This is a genomic window from Pseudoduganella sp. R-31, from assembly GCF_049913235.1.
GTDB lineage: Bacteria > Pseudomonadota > Gammaproteobacteria > Burkholderiales > Burkholderiaceae_D > Rugamonas.
The window spans coordinates 1,885,325-1,906,298 of sequence record NZ_CP183986.1; the positions used below are offsets into that span (position 1 = coordinate 1,885,325).

At 62.6% G+C, this 20,974-nt stretch carries 14 protein-coding genes; 11 read left to right on the forward strand and 3 right to left on the reverse strand.

The features are described 5' to 3' along the window. Positions 1–15: 15 nt before the first annotated feature. Entirely contained in the window at positions 16–1,314 is a 1,299-nt protein-coding gene (locus ACN9MY_RS08735; protein WP_426169732.1) for a TAXI family TRAP transporter solute-binding subunit, read from the forward strand. Between the two features lie 106 nt (positions 1,315–1,420). Beyond that, positions 1,421–3,913 carry a TonB-dependent receptor plug domain-containing protein gene (locus tag ACN9MY_RS08740; protein WP_426337146.1) on the forward strand — a complete coding sequence of 831 codons (2,493 nt, stop codon included), beginning with the start codon at positions 1,421–1,423 and terminating at the stop codon, positions 3,911–3,913. Positions 3,914–4,003: 90 nt separating this feature from the next. Here the strand turns inward: ACN9MY_RS08740 and ACN9MY_RS08745 are convergent, their stop codons facing one another. After that, entirely contained in the window at positions 4,004–4,465 is a 462-nt protein-coding gene (locus ACN9MY_RS08745; protein ID WP_426169737.1) for a rhodanese-like domain-containing protein, read from the reverse strand. 217 nt (positions 4,466–4,682) lie between these two features. Here ACN9MY_RS08745 and glnA point away from each other — a divergent pair, with 217 nt between their 5' ends. The 7 genes from glnA (at position 4,683) to ACN9MY_RS08780 (ending at position 13,307) form a co-directional block, all read left to right on the forward strand. Next, positions 4,683–6,098 carry a type I glutamate--ammonia ligase gene (glnA, locus tag ACN9MY_RS08750; protein WP_090437322.1) on the forward strand — a complete coding sequence of 472 codons (1,416 nt, stop codon included), beginning with the start codon at positions 4,683–4,685 and terminating at the stop codon, positions 6,096–6,098. A gap of 99 nt (positions 6,099–6,197) precedes the next feature. After that, positions 6,198–6,683, forward strand: a complete 486-nt coding sequence (locus ACN9MY_RS08755; protein ID WP_426321736.1) for a DUF4124 domain-containing protein — start codon at positions 6,198–6,200, stop codon at positions 6,681–6,683. Continuing rightward, a complete protein-coding gene (gene glnL / locus ACN9MY_RS08760; protein WP_426337147.1) occupies positions 6,680–7,771 on the forward strand; it encodes a nitrogen regulation protein NR(II) in 1,092 nt (363 codons plus the stop codon). Before ACN9MY_RS08755 ends, glnL begins: the two co-directional genes overlap by 4 nt. 9 nt (positions 7,772–7,780) lie before the next feature. Beyond that, complete coding sequence (gene ntrC / locus ACN9MY_RS08765) at positions 7,781–9,268, forward strand: nitrogen regulation protein NR(I) (RefSeq protein WP_426169747.1); 1,488 nt, start codon at positions 7,781–7,783, stop codon at positions 9,266–9,268. A gap of 136 nt (positions 9,269–9,404) precedes the next feature. After that, complete coding sequence (corA, locus tag ACN9MY_RS08770; RefSeq protein WP_426169749.1) at positions 9,405–10,370, forward strand: magnesium/cobalt transporter CorA; 966 nt, start codon at positions 9,405–9,407, stop codon at positions 10,368–10,370. A gap of 42 nt (positions 10,371–10,412) precedes the next feature. Then, positions 10,413–11,954, forward strand: a complete 1,542-nt coding sequence (locus tag ACN9MY_RS08775) for an HD domain-containing phosphohydrolase (protein WP_426337148.1) — start codon at positions 10,413–10,415, stop codon at positions 11,952–11,954. Positions 11,955–11,963: 9 nt separating this feature from the next. Continuing rightward, entirely contained in the window at positions 11,964–13,307 is a 1,344-nt protein-coding gene (locus ACN9MY_RS08780) for a sensor histidine kinase (RefSeq protein ID WP_426169753.1), read from the forward strand. Here the strand turns inward: ACN9MY_RS08780 and ACN9MY_RS08785 are convergent. Continuing rightward, entirely contained in the window at positions 13,282–14,916 is a 1,635-nt protein-coding gene (locus tag ACN9MY_RS08785) for an NAD(P)/FAD-dependent oxidoreductase (protein ID WP_426169755.1), read from the reverse strand. The two genes, ACN9MY_RS08780 and ACN9MY_RS08785, sit on opposite strands and share 26 nt — an antisense overlap. A gap of 237 nt (positions 14,917–15,153) precedes the next feature. Between ACN9MY_RS08785 and ACN9MY_RS08790 the strand changes: the two genes are divergently transcribed. Beyond that, positions 15,154–17,946, forward strand: a complete 2,793-nt coding sequence (locus ACN9MY_RS08790; RefSeq protein WP_426337149.1) for a TonB-dependent receptor — start codon at positions 15,154–15,156, stop codon at positions 17,944–17,946. Between the two features lie 170 nt (positions 17,947–18,116). Here ACN9MY_RS08790 and ACN9MY_RS08795 read toward each other — a convergent pair whose 3' ends face one another. Then, positions 18,117–18,842, reverse strand: a complete 726-nt coding sequence (locus tag ACN9MY_RS08795) for a 16S rRNA (uracil(1498)-N(3))-methyltransferase (protein WP_426337150.1) — start codon at positions 18,840–18,842, stop codon at positions 18,117–18,119. A 126-nt stretch (positions 18,843–18,968) separates the two neighbouring features. On the opposite strand from ACN9MY_RS08795, the gene tkt reads away from it, so the two are divergent. Then, positions 18,969–20,960, forward strand: a complete 1,992-nt coding sequence (gene tkt, locus ACN9MY_RS08800) for a transketolase (RefSeq protein ID WP_426169762.1) — start codon at positions 18,969–18,971, stop codon at positions 20,958–20,960. Positions 20,961–20,974 lie beyond the last annotated feature (14 nt).

Consider the following 20,974-nt stretch of genomic DNA (forward strand, 5'->3'; position numbering starts at 1 on the left):
GTTTAAAATGCGCGAATGAAACTCATCACCAAGTTCACCCGCATCAGCCTGCGCGACCTGCTGGTCTCGTTCGCCCCCACCATCCTGCTGATCGCTGGCGCCTGCGCACTGGCCTACTGGATCATCGACCCCACCCCTCCGCGCGTGGTCAAGCTCTCCACCGGTCAGGAAAACAGTGCCTACGAAAACATCGGCAAGCGCTACGCGCAAGCGATGGCCAAGCACGGCATCAAGGTCGTCCTGCAGCAAAGCCAGGGGTCGCAGGAAAACCTGCAGCGCCTGAACAAAGGCGAAACCGACATCGCCTTCGTGCAAAGCGGCTCCACCAACGAAGCCGAAGCCGAACGCACCGGCCTGGTCTCGCTGGGCAGCCTGTTCACCGAACCTGTGTGGCTCTTCATGCGCGAGAAGAAAGCCGTCAACAGCCTGACCCGCCTCAAAGGACTGAAGGTCAACCTCGGCCCCGAAGGCAGCGGCGTGCCGCGCCTGTTCCGCCAGGTACTGCAGATTAACGGCGTCCACAACGGCGACATCATCGCCAGCGACCTGGAAAACACGCCCGCCACGGTGGAACTGCTGGAAGGGCGCATCGATGCCCTGGTATTCGCAGCGGCGCCGGACGACCCGCTGATCCAGATGCTGTTGATGACGCCCGGGATCAAGCTGTTCAACTTCACCCAGGCCGAAGCCTATGCGCGCCGGCTGCCGTTCCTGACCCATGTCACCCTGCCGCGCGGCATCGTCGACCTGGGCCGCGACCTGCCGGCTCGCGACTACCACCTGATCGCACCAACCGCCACCCTGGTGGCGCGCGAAGACTTGCACCCGGCCTTGATCGACTTGTTCGTACAGGCCGCCAGCGGCATCCATAGCGGGGCGGGCTGGTTCCAGCAGCAGGGCCAGTTCCCTTCACCGCGCTATACCGAGATCCCGGTCGCGCGGGAAGCGGCCAAGTTCTACAAGGATGGCCCGCCGTTCCTGCAGCGCTACATGACCTTCTGGCTGGCCAACCTGTTCGATCGCCTGTGGGTGGTGGTGCTGGCCGCCGGCGCCCTGATCCTGCCGCTGTCGAAAGTCGTGCCGCCGATCTACGTCTGGCGCATCCGCTCGCGCGTCTACCGCTGGTATGGACAACTGCGCTCGGTGGAGCAAGGTGTCGATGAGGGCAAGCCGCGCGATGAGCTGCTGCACCGCCTGGACCAGATCGAAGAACGGGTCAACCGTCTCACCGTGCCGCTATCCTTTGCCGATGAGTTCTACGGCTTGCGCAACCACATCGAGTTCGTGCGGCAGAAGCTACGTACAAACACGTAAAACACCTTGAAAGTGTTGTATCCGCGAGACCCTTAATTGACAGTTGCTTACAGTTACCTCAAAGATAAGCCGGGGAGTGAAACTGGTTTAACAACAAGGGGTAGCTATGGCACCAAAAAAACAGGTTCTGGCAATCGCAGTTGCATCACTTTTCACCAATGCCGCATGGGCGCAGGAAGCGCCTGCCGGCGAAACCGCTACGGTGGTGGTGACCGGTACCCGGGTCTCCAACCGCACTGTGCTCGACACCACCGCACCGGTGGACGTCATCAGCGCCGACAGCATCAAGAATGCCGGTGTGCCGGAAGTGACGCAAGCGCTGTCCGTGGCGCTGCCTTCACTGAATTTTCCGCGTCCGGGCCTGGCCGACGGTACCGACACCATCCGCCCGGCCACCCTGCGCGGCCTGGCGCCCGACCAGACCCTGGTGCTGGTCAACTCCAAGCGCCGCCACACTTCATCGCTGGTGAACCTGAATGGCACTATCGGCCGCGGTTCGGCAGCGGTGGACATGAATACCATCCCGGCCGGTATTGTGAAGACCATTGAAGTGCTGCGCGATGGCGCGTCCGCACAATACGGCTCTGACGCGATTGCCGGCGTGATCAACGTGCGCCTGCGCACCGATCGCACCGGCGGCGAAGCCAGCGTGAGTTATGGCCGTCGCGATACCGAGTACAACTTCAATCCAGGCACGCCGCCGGCCGGCGCCACCTGGGGCGTTGAAGATTCGCGCAAGCGCAAGGACGGCAATACGCTCAATCTCAGCCTGTGGAAAGGCATGGAGCTGGGCGAAAGCGGCTTCCTGACTCTCGCGCTGGAGCGCAAGCGGCAGGATCATACCGAGCGTTCCGGCTGGGACGTACGCCAGCAATATCCGCTGGTAAACGGCGCCTTCGATCCGCGCGAAGCGAACTTCAACCGCTTCAACGCCTGGTACGGCGAGCCTGAGCTGACGCAGAGTACCTTCTTCGCCAACGCCGGCTACAACCTGGCAGGCGGCGTCCAGCTGTATGGCTGGACCAGCTACCAGGACCGCGATGCGCGTTCGGGCGGCTTCTTCCGCCGCGCCCAGCAGGACAACAATACGATCGAGATTTATCCAAATGGCTTCCTGCCGATCATCGCGCCGGCAGTATCGGACTTCAGTGCCGCCTTCGGCGCCACCTGGACCGCCGGCGAGTGGGACATGGATGCATCCGTGACTTACGGCGACAACCGGATGGACTTCACCATCGAGAACACGCTGAACCGTTCCCTTGGCCCGTCCTCCAAGACTGTCTTCGATGCAGGCGGTTTCAAATACGACCAGCTCACCTTGAACCTGTCTGGCGTGCGGCAGTACGAAGTAGGCCTGTCGTCGCCGCTCAACGTGGCCGTTGGCGCGGAAGCGCGTCGCGAAGGCTACGCACTGCATGCTGGCGAGCCTGACTCCTGGCGTAACGGTGGAGTGACGCTGCCGCCGCTGCCGCCGCCGGCGGCGCAAACGCCACGGCCTACGGCTTCCGGTTCGCAGGTCTTCCCAGGCTTCCGTCCGAGTGATGAATCGGATGCCAACCGCAAGGCCTACTCGGTATATGTCGACGTGGAAGCGAACCTGACGCAGAACCTGTTGGCATCGGCCGCAGTGCGCGGCGAGCATTACACGGACTTCGGCAACAACTGGTCGGGCAAGCTGGCGGCCCGCTACAACTTCTCGCCATCGTTTGCGCTGCGCGGTTCGGCGCAAAATGGTTTCCGCGCACCGTCGCCGCAGCAGCAGTTCTTTACCTCCACGGCGACCAACTTCGTTGGCGGCGTGCCATACGACATCACCACCTTCAAGCCTAGTGATCCGGCTGCAGTGGCGCTGGGCGCCAAGCCGCTCGATGCCGAAAAGTCGACCAACTTCTCGCTGGGCGCGGTCGGCAAGATGGGCAAGGCCAGCCTGACGGTGGATGCGTTCCAGATCAAGATCCGTGACCGCATCGTGTTGTCTGAGAACCTGCTGCAGGACAATGTGCGGAACTACCTGACATCGCTGGGCTTCATCGGCATCGGCGGCGGGCGCTTCTTCATCAACGGCGTGAACACGACGACGCGCGGCGTGGACGTGGTGGCCAACTATCCATGGAATGCAGGCAACGTGGGCAAGTTCGACTTCACTCTGGCGGGCAATTACACCAAGACCGAAGTGACCAAGGTGCCGGTGACTGCGCAATTGGCCGCGCTGAATCCTGCGCCCCCGCTGTTCGACCGCGTGAACGTGCTGACCTTTGAACATGGCACGCCGCAGACCAAGTTCACGGCCAGCGTGAACCATACGCTGGGCAACTGGAGTGGCACCTTCCGCGCCACGCGCTACGGCAAGGTGTTGCAACCGGATGCGAATCCGGCACGCGATCACTGGATGACGCCGAAGACTTTGGTTGACGTGGAAGGGCGCTACAAGATCACGCAGCGCCTGACTGCAGCGCTGGGTGCGGAGAACCTGTTCGACCAGTATCCGGATCCGTATCCAGCGTTGTTGAATGGCACCGGCAATGCGCCATATTCCAATTACTCGCCGTTTGGCCGCTCGGGGCGCTTTGTCTATGCACGTTTGAACTACGCGCTTTAACCCAGAAGCCGCGGATCGGATAGGCGGCAGTTACACCGGAGAGATGATGGGCATCGGCGATATTGAACTATCCCGATGCCCATTTAATTCTTACGCGCCCGCCCAGGGCAGGCCTGCCTTGCACCAGCCGCCCACGTTCTTGCGGTGGCCTTCGGCATCCTTGTCGCCTTCGAAGCCTTCCAGGATGTCGTAGCACTGGGTGTAGCCGGCCTCGGTCGCCGCCTTGGCCGCATGGCGCGAACGCACGCCAGAACGGCACAGGAACACAATCACTGTGTCCTTGCCAGGCACCGCCGCCGCCAACTGGCCCAGGAAGTCAGGATTGGGCGTCCCGCCCGGATAGACGTTCCACTGCGCCGCATGATGCTGCTCGGCCGGAATCGCCACGCGCCCCACCCAATCGCGCTCGGCATTGGTCCGCACATCGACCAGGCGCACATGCGGATCGCATTTCAGCAGCTCGTATGCCTCATGCGGGGTCACCGCACCGGCATAGGGCAGGGAAGTGTCGCGTTTGCGTGCACGGTCGAGGATTTCGGCGGTGGAACTCATGGTTTTTCCTTTATGATGACTGCACCACAACGATGCATTTGCTTCAATTGGTGCAAATATGCACCACAGTGGTGCGATAATCGGCAGATGCACCCGCATGGTGCGCCTTTTGCGTGTTGGTAGCATGGAATTGGCTGGCATGATATCTGCTTAATGTACCACCAGCGTTCGCCGCACCCAAGTGGTCGCGGCAGTTTTTTCACTTAGGAGATATGTAATGGCACTGACCGCCGCAGACGTTCTGAAGATGGTACAAGAGCACGAAGTCAAGTTCGTGGACTTCCGTTTCGCCGATACCCGTGGCAAGGAACAGCACGTAACCGTGCCTGTGTCCCATTTCGACATCGACAAATTTGAATCGGGCCACGCTTTCGACGGTTCTTCCATCGCCGGCTGGAAAGGCATTGAAGCTTCCGACATGATCCTGCTGCCGGATCCTGCGACCGCCAACATCGACCCATTCTTCGAAGAAACCACCCTGTTCATGCAGTGCGACGTGATCGAACCGTCGGACGGCAAAGGTTACGACCGCGACCCGCGCTCCATCGCCAAGCGCGCTGAAGCCTACCTGAAATCCTCCGGCCTGGGCGACACCGCCTACTTCGGCCCAGAGCCAGAATTCTTCATCTTCGACTCCGTGAAGTGGAAGATCGACATGTCCGGCGCCATGGTCAAGATCGACTCCGACGAAGCTTCGTGGTCGACCGACAAGGACATCGACGGCGGCAACTCCGGCCACCGTCCAACCGTGAAGGGCGGCTACTTCCCAGTGCCTCCAGTCGACTCCTTCCAGGACATGCGCTCCGAAATGTGCCTGATCCTGGAATCGATGGGCATCCCGGTCGAAGTGCACCACCACGAAGTGGCCGGCGCCGGCCAGAACGAAATCGGCACCAAGTTCTCGACCCTGGTCGAGCGCGCCGACTGGACCCAGAACCTGAAATACGTGGTGTGGAACGTTGCCCACTCCTACGGCAAGACCGCTACCTTCATGCCTAAGCCAGTGGTTGGCGACAACGGCTCCGGCATGCACGTGCACCAGTCGATCTGGAAAGACGGCAAGAACCTGTTCGCCGGCGACGGCTATGCCGGCCTGTCCGACTTCGCGCTGTACTACATCGGCGGCATCATCAAGCACGCCAAGGCACTGAACGCGATCACCAACCCAGGCACCAACTCGTACAAGCGCCTGGTGCCAGGCTACGAAGCTCCAGTGAAACTGGCTTACTCCGCACGTAACCGTTCGGCTTCGATCCGTATTCCACACGTGGCCAATCCAAAAGGCCGCCGCATCGAAACCCGCTTCCCGGACCCGCTGGCCAACCCATACCTGTGCTTCGCTGCACTGATGATGGCCGGCCTGGACGGCGTGCAGAACAAGATCCACCCAGGCGAAGCAGCGTCCAAGGACCTGTACCACCTGCCACCGGAAGAAGATGCACTGATCCCAACCGTCTGCGCATCCCTGGAAGAAGCCCTGGATCACCTGAACAAGGACCGTGAGTTCCTGACCCGCGGCGGCGTCTTCACCGATTCGATGATCGATGCCTACATCGAACTGAAGATGACCGAAGTGACCCGCATGCGCCAGACCACTCACCCGGTCGAGTTCGACATGTACTACTCCCTGTAATCAGGGGGCGATTGCCGGAATTAACCGGCAGTCAACAAAAACGCGAGGCCAGCAGCTTGCTTTCCTCGCGTTTTTTTTCGGATGTTGTATAGTCGGGGCATGAACACTCGCACTCTCGTATTACATGGGCTGGCGTTGCTGGCCGTGAGTGGCGCAGCGCAGGCGCAGCAAATTTTTCTCTGCGTGGATGCCGATGGCCGCAAGGAACTGACCGATACCCGCAAGGGGAAGAACTGCAAGACGCTGGACCTGCCGGGCGCCACCATTCCCGCGCCGGGCGGCGCGCGCCGCGGCTCGACGCCGTCCGCACCTGCCGTAGCGCCAGCCAACTTCCCACGCGTGGAAAGCTCGGAACAGAAAGCCCGCGATGCCGACCGCCGCGCCATCCTGACCGATGAGCTCAACACCGAAAACCGTAAGCTGGCGGATTTGCGCAAGGAATTCAACAACGGCGAACCTGAACGCAGGGCCGACGAGCGCAACGCCGCCAAGTACCAGGAGCGCGTAACTGGCCTGAAGGACAGCATCGCGCGTGCGGAATCGAACGTGGAAGCGCTGAAGCGCGAGCTTGCCAATATAAAATGACCCCAGACAGCCCTGCCAGCATCCGGCCCGCTGAACTGGCAGGGCTGGACCTGCTGGCATCGGCCGTTGTCATCGTCGATGGCGGCGGCCATATCCTGTACCTCAACGCGGCTGGCGAAAACCTGCTGGAATCGTCGCTGAAGGCCTTGGTACGCCAGCCGCTGGGCGGCCTGTTTGCAGCGCCGCTGGAGCTTGAGAACATCATCGCGCAGGCGCGCGAGCACAAATTCTCCGACGTACGGCAAGAGCTGGTGCTGGAACGCAGCGGGCGTGAAGCGCTGCACGTGCACATCATCGCCAGCGCGCTTGACGAGCCGGATGGCGCCGTGATGATCGAGCTGCGCGAGATCGTGCAGCAGATGAAGCAGGACCGCGAAGAACGCCTGATGGACCAGAGTCAGGTCAACAAGGAGCTGATCCGCAACCTGGCGCACGAAATCAAGAACCCGCTGGGCGGCATCCGCGGCGCTGCCCAACTGCTGGAAATGGAACTGCCGCCGCTGCACCTGACGCAGCTGCGCGAATACACCCAGGTCATCATCAAGGAAGCGGACCGCCTGCAAACCCTGGTGGACCGCCTGCTGGCGCCGCACCGCCGGCCGCACATCGTGGGCGACGTCAATATCCACGAAGTGCTGGAGCGGGTGCGCAGCCTGATCCTGGCCGAATTCCCGGTCGGGCTCACCATCCGCCGCGACTACGACGCTTCCTTGCCCGAATTCCGCGGCGACAAGGAGCAGTTGATCCAAACGGTCCTGAACATCGCCCACAATGCCGCGCAGGCGCTGGCGGCACGCATCGAGCAGGGCGATGCCGAGATCATTTTCCGCACCCGTGTGGCGCGCCAGATGACGCTGGCGAAGGTGCGTTATCAGCTGGCATTAGATTTGCATATCATCGATAACGGACCGGGCATCCCGCCCCAGATCCGCGACCGCATTTTCTACCCGCTGGTGTCGGGCAGGGATGGCGGCAGCGGCCTGGGACTGACGCTGGCGCAAACCTTCGTGCAACAGCACATGGGTGTTATCGAATGCGAAAGCAGGCCTGGTCAAACGGACTTCAGAATCTTATTGCCTTTGCCTTGATCGGAATACATGAAACCAATCTGGATAGTTGACGACGACGAATCGATCCGCTGGGTGCTGGAGAAAGCCCTGGCGCGGGAGAACCTCGCAACGCGCAGCTTTGCCAATGCGCGCGATGCGGTCGCCGCGCTGGAACATGAGACGCCGCAGGTGCTGGTGTCGGACATCCGCATGCCGGGCGACTCCGGCCTCGACTTGCTGCAACTGGTGAAGCAGCGCCATCCCGGCCTGCCGGTGATCATCATTACCGCCTTCTCCGACCTGGATTCCGCCGTGGCGGCCTTCCAGGGCGGCGCCTTTGAATACCTGGCCAAGCCCTTCGATATCGACAAGGCGGTGGAGCTGATCCGCCGCGCGCTGGACGAAAGCCTGCGCGAGTCGAGCATCGAATCCGGGCCGGCCGATACGCCGGAAATCCTGGGCCAGGCGCCGGCCATGCAGGAAGTCTTCCGCGCCATCGGCCGCCTGTCGCAATCGAATGTGACGGTGCTGATCACCGGCGAATCCGGCACCGGCAAGGAGCTGGTGGCGCGCGCATTGCACAAGCACAGCCCGCGCGCCGAGCAGCCCTTCATCGCCATCAATACGGCCGCAATTCCCAAGGACTTGCTGGAATCCGAATTGTTCGGCCACGAGCGCGGCGCCTTTACCGGCGCGCAGACGACTCGCCGCGGCCGTTTCGAGCAGGCCGAAGGCGGCACGCTGTTCATGGACGAAATCGGCGACATGCCGTTCGACCTGCAAACGCGCCTGCTGCGCGTGCTGTCGGACGGGCACTTCTACCGCGTCGGCGGCCACTCGCCGCTGAAGGCCAATGTGCGCGTGATCACGGCCACGCACCAGAACCTCGAGCAGCGCGTGCGCGACGGCCTGTTCCGCGAAGACTTGTATCACCGCCTGAACGTGATCCGCCTGCGCCTGCCCAGTTTGAGGGAGCGGCGCGAGGATATCCCTATCCTGGTGCGCCACTTCCTGGTGCAGAGTGCGCGCCAACTGGGCGTGGAAGCCAAGCGCATGAGCGATTCGACGCTGGCGTTCTTGCAGCAGCTCGAGTTGCCGGGCAATGTGCGCCAGCTGGAGAACCTGTGCAACTGGATCACCGTCATGGCGCCGGGCCAGACGGTGGAAGTGAAAGACCTGCCGCTGGAACTGACGCAAGGGCAGGAGAGCGCCATGCATGCCGCCGTGCCGGCCGCGGCCGAAACCGCGATGCCGCAGCACCACGGCACAGTGCAGCCCTTGGCGCCACCGCCATTGGCTGCATCGCCGGAAGGCTGGCTTAGCCTGCTGGAACTGCAGGCGGCCGGCATGCTGAGCAGCGGCCAGCAGGACGTGATGGACGTGCTGGGTCGCCAGTTCGAATCGGCCCTGATCCGCACCGCGCTGAAGTACACGCACGGGCGCAAGAACGACGCCGCGATCCGGCTTGGCATCGGGCGCAATACCATCACGCGCAAGATTGCCGAACTGGGCATCGACGGCGCCAAGGATGACTGAAACCGGTAAGGCGGTGTCAGGCACAAGTGCCTGACACCGGTCTGCGGCGGCCGCGTGCGGGGTCAGGCCTTGCGGGCCTGACCCCGGTTTACCGGTTTTCAGTTATGCTGCGGGCTTGGAAATTTGAGGAGCCTGCATGCTGATTAACTGCGTCGCCTACCAGGATGGGCGCAAGCTGGCTGATATCCCGGTCGAGGACATCAGCGATTACGTGGCGCGTCAAGACGCCTTCGTCTGGGTCGCCCTGCGCGACGCTTCACGCGCGGAACTCGAAGTGATGCAGGAAGAATTCGGCCTGCACGAACTGGCGGTGGAAGACGCCGGCCGGGGCCAGCAACGCCCCAAGATCGAGGAATACGGCGACTCCCTGTTCGTCGTGGTCAAGATGCTCGAGTTGCGCGAGGACGAGCTGCATGTCGGCGAAGTCGATATCTTCGTCGGCCCAAACTACGTCCTGTCCAATCGCTCCAATTCCACCAAGGACTTCCTTGGCGTGCGCGCCCGTGCCGAGCGGGAACCGCACCTCTTGCAGCAAGGCTCCGGCTTCGTGCTGTACGCGCTGATGGACGCTGTGGTCGACCGCTATTTCCCGATCATCGACACGCTGGAAGTCGAACTGGAAAAGATCGAAGAGCGCATCTTCATCCGCGGTTCGCAGCAGGACAATATCGAGCGGCTGTATGAGCTCAAGCGCAAGGTGATGACGGTGCGCCACACCGTCGCCCCCTTGCTCGATGCCATTGGCAAGTTGCACGGCGGCCGCGTGCCGGCGGTCTGCCGGAACACGCAGGAATATTTCCGCGATGTCCACGACCACTTGCTCCGCATCAACTCTGCCCTCGATACCATGCGCGAGACCATCGGCACCGCAATCCAGGTCAACCTGTCGATGGTGGCGCTGGAAGAAGGCGAGGTCAACAAGCGCCTGGCCGCCTGGGCTGCAATTTTCGCCGTCTTGACCGCCTTCGCCGGCCTGTGGGGCATGAATTTCAAGCACATGCCCGAGCTGGACTGGCGTTTCGGCTACCCGGCGGCCCTGACCTTGATGGCTGTTGTTTGCGGCGCATTGTATCGACGCTTTAAGAAGGTGGGCTGGCTGTAGCGGTATATAATTTTCAATAAACAACCTCTGGTGGGGCTGGGCATGGTTGATGACGCAATGTTGTTCGACGATGATGAAACGCCAGCCCCGGCCGCGTCCCTCCCGCCCTGGGAGATCCTGGTCGTCGATGACGAGCAAGCGGTACACCAGGTCACCGAGCTGGTGATGTCGGACTTCGAGTTCGACGGCCGCCGCGTCCATTTCTCCCATTGCTATTCCGGCAGCGAAGCGCGCGCGCACCTGGCCCGGCCCGGCCAGTTTGCCCTGATCCTGCTCGACGTCGTGATGGAGTCCGAGCACGCCGGCCTGGAGCTGGTGCGCTATATCCGCGAAGAGCTGGGCGACCGCAACGTGCGCATCGTATTGCGTACGGGCCAGCCTGGCCAGGCGCCGCAGGCGCTGGTGTTGAAAACCTACGACATCAACGATTACCGCGAAAAGACCGAGCTGACGCACGCCAAGCTCAGCACCGTGTTCTATTCCGGCCTGCGCGCCTATCGCGACCTGATGCGGCTGGAGCGGGCCCGCCTTGGCTTGCGGCGCTCGATCGACGCCATCACCCATGTCTGCGATTCGGACAACCTGCGCCATTTCTGTTCCGCAGTACTGGAACAGGCCTCGGCATTGCTGGGCCGGCAGGCGGAAGGCGTCTGCGCCAGCCGCATGAATGCCTACGCTGCGGCGCGCCAGCCAAGCCGCCTGCAGGTGCTGGCGGTGACCACGGCCTACGCCGACCTGGCCCTGGAGGAAACGCTGGACCATTTGCCGGCGCAGGTGCGCGATGCCTTCCTGCGCTGCATGGCGGAGCAGGCCGACCATTATGGGCCGCGGTACTACGCTTGCTACTACCGCACGCGCGACGGCAACGAGAGCCTGCTGTACATGTCTTTCAGCGAAGCGCTGGAAACGGAGGAGCGCGAACTGCTTGGCCTTTTCTCGGCGAATGTCGCCATCACCTACGAACGGCTGCTGGCGCGTGAGGAACTGGAGGCGACCCAGGAAGCCATCATCCACATCCTTGGCGAGGCGCTGGAAAGCCGCTCGGCAGCGTCCGGCGGCCATGTGGAACGCGTGGGCGAGATCGCCGCCATGCTGGGCGCAGCGGTCGACATGCCGGAAAACGCCGTGCGCCAGCTGCGCCAGGCCGCCCCGCTGCACGATATCGGCCATGCCGGCATCCCGGACGACATCCTCAACTTGCCCGGCCCGCTCGACGCGGCGCAGCGCACGCGCATGCAGGGCCATAGCGACATCGGCTGGCATATGCTGTCCTCGTCGACCCAGCCGGTCCTGCAACTGGCAGCGCGCATCGCCCACGAACACCATGAGCGCTGGGATGGCGCGGGCTACCCGCAAGGCTTGCAGGGTGCCGATATCAGCCTGGCAGCGCGCATCACCGCGCTGGCCGACTTCGTCGACGCCATGGTGAGCCCGCGCAGCTATCGCCCGGCGCATACGCTGCAGCATGCGCTGGATGAGGTGCGCGAGGGCAGCGGCAGCCGCTTCGATCCGGCATTGGCCAGCCTGCTGTTGCAGCATAAAGATGACCTGCAAGACCTGTACCGGCGCCACCCACCCCATTAGGAGCCCGTGATGGAACTATTCGACGCCAACGACGCGCGCACCCTGGCCGAAGCGGCGTTGCGCTCGATTACCGATTCCACTGCGCGTGCGCGCGGCGAGGAATTTTTCCGCGTACTGGTGCGCGACCTTGCGGCGGCGCTGGACGTGACCTATGTGATCGCGGGCCGCGTGATCCACATGCCGGACGGACAGGAAGGCATCCGCACCCTGGCCGTGTGGGGCGGCGAAGAGTTCCTGCCGAATATGGAATACAGCCTGGAGCACACGCCTTGCCACAACGTGACCGACCAGACCATGTGCTTCCACGGCTGCGGCATCCAGCAGGATTACCCGCTCGACACCCTGCTGGTGGACATGAAGGCGGAAAGCTACGTCGGCATGCCGATGGTCGATACCGAGGGCAAGACCCTGGGCATCCTGTCGGCCATCGACACCAAGCCGATAGATGAAAACAGGCGCTTGCTGGCGCTGTCGCTGCTGTCGATCTTCGCCGCGCGCGCAGCGGCCGAGCTGCAGCACCAGGATCGCGAGCACCTGCTGGAGGAAAAGGTCTCGCGCCGCACCGAGGCCCTGCGCGCGGCGCAGGCCAGCCTGGTGGAGCAGGAAAAGCTGGCGGCGCTGGGCGCGCTGGTGGCCGGCGTGGCGCATGAGGTGAACACGCCGGTGGGCGTGGCGCTGACCGCCGCATCGGCCATGAGCAGCTATACGGCGCAACTGGTGCAGGCATTGGAAGCGCCGAAAGTGAGCCGCTCCGACCTGGTCAACCTGGCCGCGCGCTTGAACGATGCGGCAGCGCTGATCGAGCAGAACCTGCACCGCGCCGCCGCCCTGATCGGCAACTTCAAGCAACTGGCAGTGGACCAGGGCACCGAGCATGTGAGCACGCTGGCGCTGAAGGATTATGTGCAGGGCGTGGTGTCGGCGCACAGCCCGGAATTGCGCAAGGCCGGCATCAAGGTGGAGGTGGAGATCGACCATCTGCTGCGGCCACGCCTGCCGCCCGGGAAGTTCTCGCAAGTGCTGTCCAACCTGCTGATGAACGCCGCGCGTCACGCCTACCCGGATGGGCAGGGCGGCACGGTGACCGTTCGCGCCAGCACGGCCGACGGCTGGCTGGAGATGGACTTCATCGACCAGGGCGTGGGACTGGCCCCCGGCGTGAGGGAAAGGATTTACGAGCCCTTCTTCACCACCAAGCGCGGGCAGGGCGGCTCAGGACTCGGCATGCATATTGTCTACACCATCATGCAGCAGATGGGCGGCGCGGTGGAAGTGCACAGCAAGCCCGGGCAAGGCTGCCGCTTCCACCTGCAGATGCCGTTTGAAGTCAGGACTTCTCCGCCGCCTGCATAGACAGCGCCACCGCTTCCGCCACCTTGATGCCATCCACGCCGGCCGAGAGGATGCCGCCGGCATAGCCCGCGCCCTCGCCGGCCGGGAACAAACCGCGCGTGTTCAGGCTTTGCAGGTCGTCGTTATTGCGCTTGATGCGGATCGGCGAGGAGGTGCGGGTTTCCAGGCCGGTCAGCACGGCATCGTGCTTGAAGTAGCCCTTGACCTGCTTGTCGAAGGCCGGGAAGGCTTCACGCAGCGCGACCACGGCGTAGTCCGGCAAGATGGTGGCCAGGTCGGTCCAGGTGATGCCGGGCTTGAAGGAAGGGACTACGGCGCCAACGTCGCTCGACGCGCGGCCGGCCACGAAGTCGCCCATCAACTGGCCCGGCGCATTGTAATTGGAGCCGCCCAGCACATAGGCCTTCTCTTCCAGGCGGCGCTGCAGTTCGATGCCGGCCAGCGGGTGGCCAGGGTAGTCTTCCTCAGGGCTGATCGACACCACGATGGCGCTGTTGGCATTGCGCTCGGCGCGCGAGTATTGCGACATGCCGTTGGTGACCACGCGGCCCGGCTCCGAAGCGGCCGCCACCACGGTGCCGCCCGGGCACATGCAGAAGCTGTATACCGCGCGGCCATTGCTGGCGTGATGCACCAGCTTGTAGTCGGCCGCGCCCAGGATAGGATGGCCGGCATTCGGGCCGAAACGGCACTGGTCGATCAGCGATTGCGGGTGCTCGACGCGGAAGCCGATCGAGAACGGCTTGGCCTCGATGTAGACGCCGCGCTGGTACAGGGTTTCGAACGTGTCGCGCGAGCTGTGGCCGATGGCCAGCACCACATGATTGGTTGCGAGATATTCGCCGCTGGCCAGGTGCAGGCCGCGCATCTGGCGCACGCCGCTTTCCTCGCCGATGTCGAAATCGGTCACGCGCTGCTCGAAGCGGATTTCACCGCCCAGGGCGGTGATTTCCTCGCGCATGTTTTCCACCATCTTCACCAGGCGGAAGGTGCCGATGTGCGGCTTGCTGACATAAATGATTTCTTCCGGCGCGCCGGATTTGACGAACTCGGTCAGCACCTTGCGGCCATAGTGCTTGGGATCGCTGATCTGGCTGTACAGCTTGCCGTCCGAAAAGGTGCCCGCGCCGCCTTCGCCGAACTGCACGTTCGATTCAGGGTTCAACACGCGCTTGCGCCAGAAGCCAAACGTATCCTTGGTGCGCTCGCGCACGGTCTTGCCGCGTTCGAGGACGATAGGCTTCAGGCCCATCTGGGCCAGGATCAGGGCGGCGAACAGGCCGCATGGGCCCATGCCGATGACCACCGGGCGCGGCTGCTTGCCGTCGGCGTTGACGCCATGCGCGACGAACTTGTAAGCCATGTCCGGCGAGACCATCAGGTGCTTGTCGTCGGCGCGCTTGGCCAGGATGCCGGCATCGTCCGTGGTTTCCACATCGACCGAGTAGATCAGCGAGATGTTGGACTTCTTGCGCGCGTCATAGCTGCGTTTATAGACGGTAAAGCCCAGCATCTGCTGCGGTGAAATCTTCAGGCGGGCCAGAATGGCTTTGGCCAGCTCCGGTTCTTCGTGGTTGAGGGGGAGCTTGATTTCGTTCAGTCGCAACATGGTGGTCTTTCTCTCTCGGATGGGGCGCGCAACGGGCCCAAAGGCGACATTTTACCCGCTTCCTCCAGATTGATTTGTGTTGGTTGCACGCCATAAGGCTTTGCCGATTCGCCGCCGCCTTCCTGGCGACTCCGGCACAATCCGCTTTTTTCATTATTCATTGCTGAATTGACATGCTTTGATTCACAAGCCGCACCCGGCGGCGAGTACAAAAAACAGAGAGTCAAAGAGGAAACGATGATGAAAGAAACCATCCTGTCGCGTTCGGTGCGACTGATGTTCATGGCCGGCCTGGGCGTTGCAGTCCAGCCGGTGATGGCTGAGGAGAACATCCAACGGGTCGAGATCACCGGCTCGGCAATCAAGCGCGTTGCAGTGGAAGGCGCGCTGCCGGTGCAGACCCTGTCCAAGGCGCAGATCGAGCAGACCGGTGCCACCACGGTGGCCGACCTGGTAGCAACGCTGCCGTCGATGCAGGGCTTCGTGACGTCGTCGGCGTCGATCAACGGCGGCGGCGGCGGGGTGCAGACGGCTTCGGTGCATGCCATTGGCACCGGCTACACGCTGGTATTGCTGAACGGCCGCCGCATTGCACCTTACAGCTCGGGCTCCGCGGTCAACCTGGCCTCGATCCCGCTGTCGGCGGTCGAGCGGGTCGAGATTCTGACCGACGGCGCTTCGGCCCTGTACGGTTCCGACGCGATTGCCGGCGTGGTCAACTTCATCCTGAAGAAAAACCAGACCGACGCCAACATCGAGCTGACCTACAACCGCCCCACCAAGGGCAGTGCAGGCTCCACCTCGAACGTGGCCATTTCCAAGGGCTTTGGCGAGCTGGAGAACGATGGCTTCAACGTGCTGCTGGCCTACAGCCACGACACGCAGAAGGAGCTGAGCGCGAGCGACCGCCGCTTCTCGGCGCCGGGCGGGGTGCATGCCTTCGGCGAGGGCGGCAAGGCCTATTCGATGTATCAGGTATCGGCCAATTCGATCCCGGGCAACGTCAATGCGCGCACCAGCAACGGCAATGTGCTGTTCAATCCAAGCCTGATCAATACTGGCGCCTGTGGCGCGCCGAACACCTTCAAGGTGGGCGACCGCTGCATGTACAACTATGGTTCGGTGGTCGAACTGTTGCCGGAACTGAAACGCGACGGCCTGTTCGCCTCCACCAACATCAAGCTCAATGCCGATTGGACCTTCTTCGCCGAAGGCCTGTATTCGAAGTTCACCAGCACCGCGCGTTATGCGCCGCCGGCCCAGCCGCTGTCGCTGGATATCAATTCCGCGCTGTACAAGGCCAACGTGGTGCCGGCGCTGGTCAAGCTTGGCGTGGACCCGGCGACGGTGAATTCCGCCACCATGAGCTTGCGCCTGGTCGATGCAGGCGGCCGTACCGACGACTGGAAAACCGAAGCGAGGCACCTCGCGCTCGGCGTCGAAGGCCGGTTGGGCGGCTGGGACCTGACCGCCTCGTACACGCATTCCGAAACCAAGGCGGAAGACCACGCGGTAGCTGGCTACACCAGCAGCGACAAGCTGGACGCCTTGATGGCCTCCGGCGCCTACAATCCCTTCATTGTGCCGACTGAGGAAACCCGCGCCGCGCTGGCTTCTGCCGTGCTGCACCAGCAACTGGATGAAACCACCTCGAAGATCGATGTCGTGAACCTGCGGGGCTCGCGTCCGGTATTCGAGGCGCCGGGAGGGGCCGCCATGCTGGCTTTGGGCGGCGACTTCCTGCGCCAGAAATATGTTTACGATCCAAGCGCGATCACCATGGGTGCCAACAGCCTGCAGCCGAACTTTACCGATAGCCCGATCGGCGGCATCTCCGGCTCCTTGCCGACCGATGCCTCGCGCAAGAACTGGGGCGCGTTCGCCGAACTGGTTGTGCCGGTGATGAAAGGCCTGGAGCTGACTGGCGATGTGCGCTATGACAGCTACGACGCGGTGAAGGACAAGATGAACTTCGACAGTACCGGCAAGCTGGTCGCGCCGGGAACCAAGGGCAATGAGGCCAGCAAGACCACCTACAAGCTGGCCGCGGCCTGGCGTCCGGCCGATTCCGTGCTGGTGCGCGGCTCATACGGCACAGGCTTCAAGGCGCCGGTGATGACCGATATCACCAACCCGCTGCAAGGCGGCGGCTCGTCGAATGCGCATCCATGCCCGATTACGTCAGGTCCGCTGATGCCGCTGTGTAACGGCACCTCAGAATATAACCTGCTCAGTGGCGGTAATCCGTATTCCGGCGCCACCGGCTTGAAACCGGAGACTTCGAAACAGGCTTCCATTGGCTTGCGCGTGGAGCCGATGCGCGAACTGTCCATTGGTTTCGATTTCTGGGATGTGAAGATCAACGACCAGATTTCCAAGTTGCCGGAGAACGAAGTGTTCAACAATCCGGCCAAGTATATGGGCCTGTTCGTGTCCTACTACGACCCGATCCAGAAGCAGGATACGCTGGCCGCTGCGCTGACGCCATTTAACCTGGCCAAGTCGCACTACCAGGGCATCGACTGGGACCACACCTACAAACTGGGCAAGCTGGCGTTCAACTGGACCGGTACTTATATGAAGAAGGCCGATTTCCAGACGCTGGCGACCGACCCGGTCGAGAACAGCGTGGGGCGTTTCGATTCGTATAACTCGGTGACCTTCCGCTGGATCAGCAAGGTGGTGGCGAGCTGGAAGCAGTCGGATGTGCTGACGCATTCGCTGACCGGGGTGTACAAGTCCGGCTATCACGATATGCCGATCAGCGCGGACAGCCTGGCGGTGCGGGATGAGGCGGGCAATTTCGTGGCGTCGAACCGCAAGGTGGATGATTACCTGGTGTGGGATTGGCAGACGCGCTATCGCTTCAATCCGAACCTGGTGCTGACTGGCGGCATCAAGAACTTGTTTGACCGTGAGCCGCCGTTCTCGCAGCGGATCGCGGGGGGCGGTAACCAGATGGGGTTTGATGCGCGGTATACCGATCCACTGGGGCGGCAGGTTTATCTGGTGGGCAACTACAAGTTCTAAACCGGTAAACCGGGGTCAGACCCGCAGGGTCTGACCCCCAACGGTCTTGAAGCCTGGGGTTGGGTTCGAGGCTTTTGATCTTCGCAATAAGTCAAAGGCCTACAACCACCCCCGCGGCAGTTGAGTCGACCGGGTCTGACCCTGCGGGTCAGACCCGGGTTTACTGGTTTTCAGATCCCGCCCCAGGCCGCAGACAGGATCGACACCGCCGCTAAAGCGGCCGTCTCCGTCCGCAAGACCCTCGGCCCGATCGACAAGGGCAGGACCCCATGCCGCAAAGCCTCAGCCTCCTCCTCATCGGAAAAGCCGCCTTCCGGCCCAACCATGATGCTGAGCGCCTGCGCCGGCTGGTGTCTTGCCCAATCCGCCAGCGACTCCGTGGCGCGCGGCGTCAGGATCACGCGTTTATGCAAATCCTGCCGCGCAATCCACTCGCGGAACTCGAGCGGCGCCGCCACCGATGCCAGCCGGTTGCGTCCGCACTGCTCGGAAGCCGACACCACGATCCCATTCCAGTGTTCCAGCTTCTTCTCCGCCCGCTCGGCCGACAGCCGCACCACGCAGCGCCGCGCCGCCAGCGGCTGGATGCCGGCCACGCCCAGTTCCACCGCCTTCTCGATAATCCAGTCCATCTTCGAGCCCTCGGGCAACGCCTGGGCCAGGGTCACGGCAAACGGCAGTTCCGCTTCGCGCGGGTCGAAGACCTTGATCTCCGCCCAAGCTTTCTTTTTTTGCACATCTGTCAACACTGCCGTATACTCGCCGCCATCGCCATTGAACAAGGTCAACGTGTCGCCCGGCTCCATGCGCACCACGTTGATATGGTGGGCAACGTCGGCTGGCAGCTCCAGTTGCTGGCCTGCGGCAAAGGGCTGTTGCACGTGGAAACGGGGCATATGGTCACTTCGGAAAGGTTGAAATGCACCAATTTTAAGCGTTGCTGTCACGCTCTGGTAAAATATCGGGTTCCATAGGCGGCGTCTGCCGCAGTGCACCAAATACTCAACCTTCCTCGAACTACGATGAAAACTTCGCTCCCTTTCACCAAAATGGCCAACGCGATCCGTGCGCTGGCAATGGACGCTGTGCAGAAGGCCAATTCCGGCCACCCAGGCATGCCAATGGGCATGGCTGAGATTGCCGTAGCACTGTGGAGCGGTCATCACCGCCACAACCCGACCAACCCAGCCTGGGTCAACCGCGACCGCTTCCTGCTGTCCAACGGCCACGGCTCGATGCTGCACTACGCGCTGCTGCACCTGTCGGGTTACGACCTGCCGATGGAAGAGATCAAGAATTTCCGCCAGCTGCACTCCAAGACTCCGGGCCACCCGGAAGTGGGCTACACCCCAGGCGTGGAAACCACCACCGGCCCGCTGGGCCAGGGTATCGCCAACGCGGTCGGCATGGCGCTGGCTGAGTGGCTGCTGGCATCCGAATTCAACAAGCCAGGCTTCGACGTGGTCGACCACTACACCTACGCCTTCATCGGCGACGGCTGCCTGATGGAAGGCATCTCGCACGAGGTGTGCTCGCTGGCCGGCACCCTGGGCCTGAAGAAGCTGATCGCCCTGTACGACGACAACGGCATTTCCATCGACGGCAAGGTTGAAGGCTGGTTCACCGACGACACGCCTAAGCGTTTCGAGTCCTATGGCTGGAACGTGATCAAGAACGTCGACGGCCACGACGTGGCAGCGCTGTCCGCAGCCATCGAACAAGCGAAGAAATCCGACAAGCCAACCCTGGTTTGCTGCAAGACCATCATCGGCAAGGGCTCGCCAAACCTGCAAGGCGGCGACAAGGTGCACGGCGCACCGCTGGGCGACAAGGAAATCGCCGCAGTGCGCGAGTACATCTCCTGGGGCGCCGAGCCGTTCGACATTCCTCACGACGTGAAGGAAGCGTGGGACTTCAAGGAAGAGGGCGCGAAATTCGAAGCCAGCTGGAACGAGATGTTCGCCAAGTACTCCGCCCAGTACCCAACCGAAGCTGCTGAACTGACCCGCCGCATGAAGGGCGAACTGCCAGGCAACTTCCAGGCAACCCTGGACGCCGCCATCGCCGCCTGCGTCGAAAAGAAAGAAACCATCGCCACCCGCAAGGCATCGCAGAACGCAATCCAGGCCCTGGCGCCAATCCTGCCTGAATTCCTGGGAGGCTCGGCCGACCTGACCGGCTCCAACCTGACCAACTGGAAAGAATGCATCGCCGTTCGTTCCGGCGTGCCGGGCAACCACATCAACTACGGCGTGCGCGAGTTCGGCATGTCCGCCATCATGAACGGCGTTGCCCTGCACGGTGGCTATATCCCGTTCGGCGCGACCTTCCTGACCTTCGCCGACTACAGCCGCAACGCGCTGCGCATGGCCGCGCTGATGAAGCAGCGTTCCCTGTTCGTGTTCACCCACGACTCGATCGGCCTGGGCGAAGACGGCCCGACCCACCAGTCCGTGGAACATGTGTCCTCGCTGCGCCTGATCCCCAACCTGGACAACTGGCGTCCGGCCGACACCGTCGAATCGATGGTCGCATGGGGCGAATCCGTAAAGCGCGCCGACGGCCCGTCGACCCTGATTTTCTCGCGCCAGAACCTGCCGTTCATCGAGCGTTCCGCTGAAGTCCTCGCCAACGTCGCCAAAGGCGGCTATGTGCTGTCCGACGAAGCCGGCGCTAAGGCCATCCTGATCGCCACCGGTTCCGAAGTGGAACTGGCCATGAAAGCCGCCGCCGAACTGAAGGCAGCCGGCACCCCGGTACGCGTGGTTTCCATGCCGTCGACCGACGTGTTCGACCGCCAGGACGCAGCCTACAAGGCATCCGTGCTGACCAAGGGCCTGCCACGCGTGGCGATTGAAGCGGGTGTCACCGCCTTCTGGTACAAGTATGTTGGCCTGGAAGGCGCGGTTGTCGGCATCGACACCTTCGGCGAATCCGCACCGGCTGGCGTGCTGTTCAAGCACTTCGGCTTCACCGTCGACAATGTTGTGGCAAAAGTCAAAGCAGTCATCTAATTTCTATCATCAGG

Coding starts and splice junctions, on each gene's coding strand:
- glnA (WP_090437322.1), top strand. CDS start 4,683: ATGGCACTGACCGCCGCAGACGTTCTGAAGATGGTACAAGAGCACGAA.
- ACN9MY_RS08745 (WP_426169737.1), bottom strand. CDS start 4,465: ATGAGTTCCACCGCCGAAATCCTCGACCGTGCACGCAAACGCGACACT.
- tkt (WP_426169762.1), top strand. CDS start 18,969: ATGAAAACTTCGCTCCCTTTCACCAAAATGGCCAACGCGATCCGTGCG.
- ACN9MY_RS08740 (WP_426337146.1), top strand. CDS start 1,421: ATGGCACCAAAAAAACAGGTTCTGGCAATCGCAGTTGCATCACTTTTC.
- glnL (WP_426337147.1), top strand. CDS start 6,680: ATGACCCCAGACAGCCCTGCCAGCATCCGGCCCGCTGAACTGGCAGGG.
- ACN9MY_RS08790 (WP_426337149.1), top strand. CDS start 15,154: ATGATGAAAGAAACCATCCTGTCGCGTTCGGTGCGACTGATGTTCATG.
- ACN9MY_RS08735 (WP_426169732.1), top strand. CDS start 16: ATGAAACTCATCACCAAGTTCACCCGCATCAGCCTGCGCGACCTGCTG.
- ACN9MY_RS08755 (WP_426321736.1), top strand. CDS start 6,198: ATGAACACTCGCACTCTCGTATTACATGGGCTGGCGTTGCTGGCCGTG.
- ACN9MY_RS08780 (WP_426169753.1), top strand. CDS start 11,964: ATGGAACTATTCGACGCCAACGACGCGCGCACCCTGGCCGAAGCGGCG.
- corA (WP_426169749.1), top strand. CDS start 9,405: ATGCTGATTAACTGCGTCGCCTACCAGGATGGGCGCAAGCTGGCTGAT.
- ACN9MY_RS08795 (WP_426337150.1), bottom strand. CDS start 18,842: ATGCCCCGTTTCCACGTGCAACAGCCCTTTGCCGCAGGCCAGCAACTG.
- ACN9MY_RS08775 (WP_426337148.1), top strand. CDS start 10,413: ATGGTTGATGACGCAATGTTGTTCGACGATGATGAAACGCCAGCCCCG.
- ACN9MY_RS08785 (WP_426169755.1), bottom strand. CDS start 14,916: ATGTTGCGACTGAACGAAATCAAGCTCCCCCTCAACCACGAAGAACCG.
- ntrC (WP_426169747.1), top strand. CDS start 7,781: ATGAAACCAATCTGGATAGTTGACGACGACGAATCGATCCGCTGGGTG.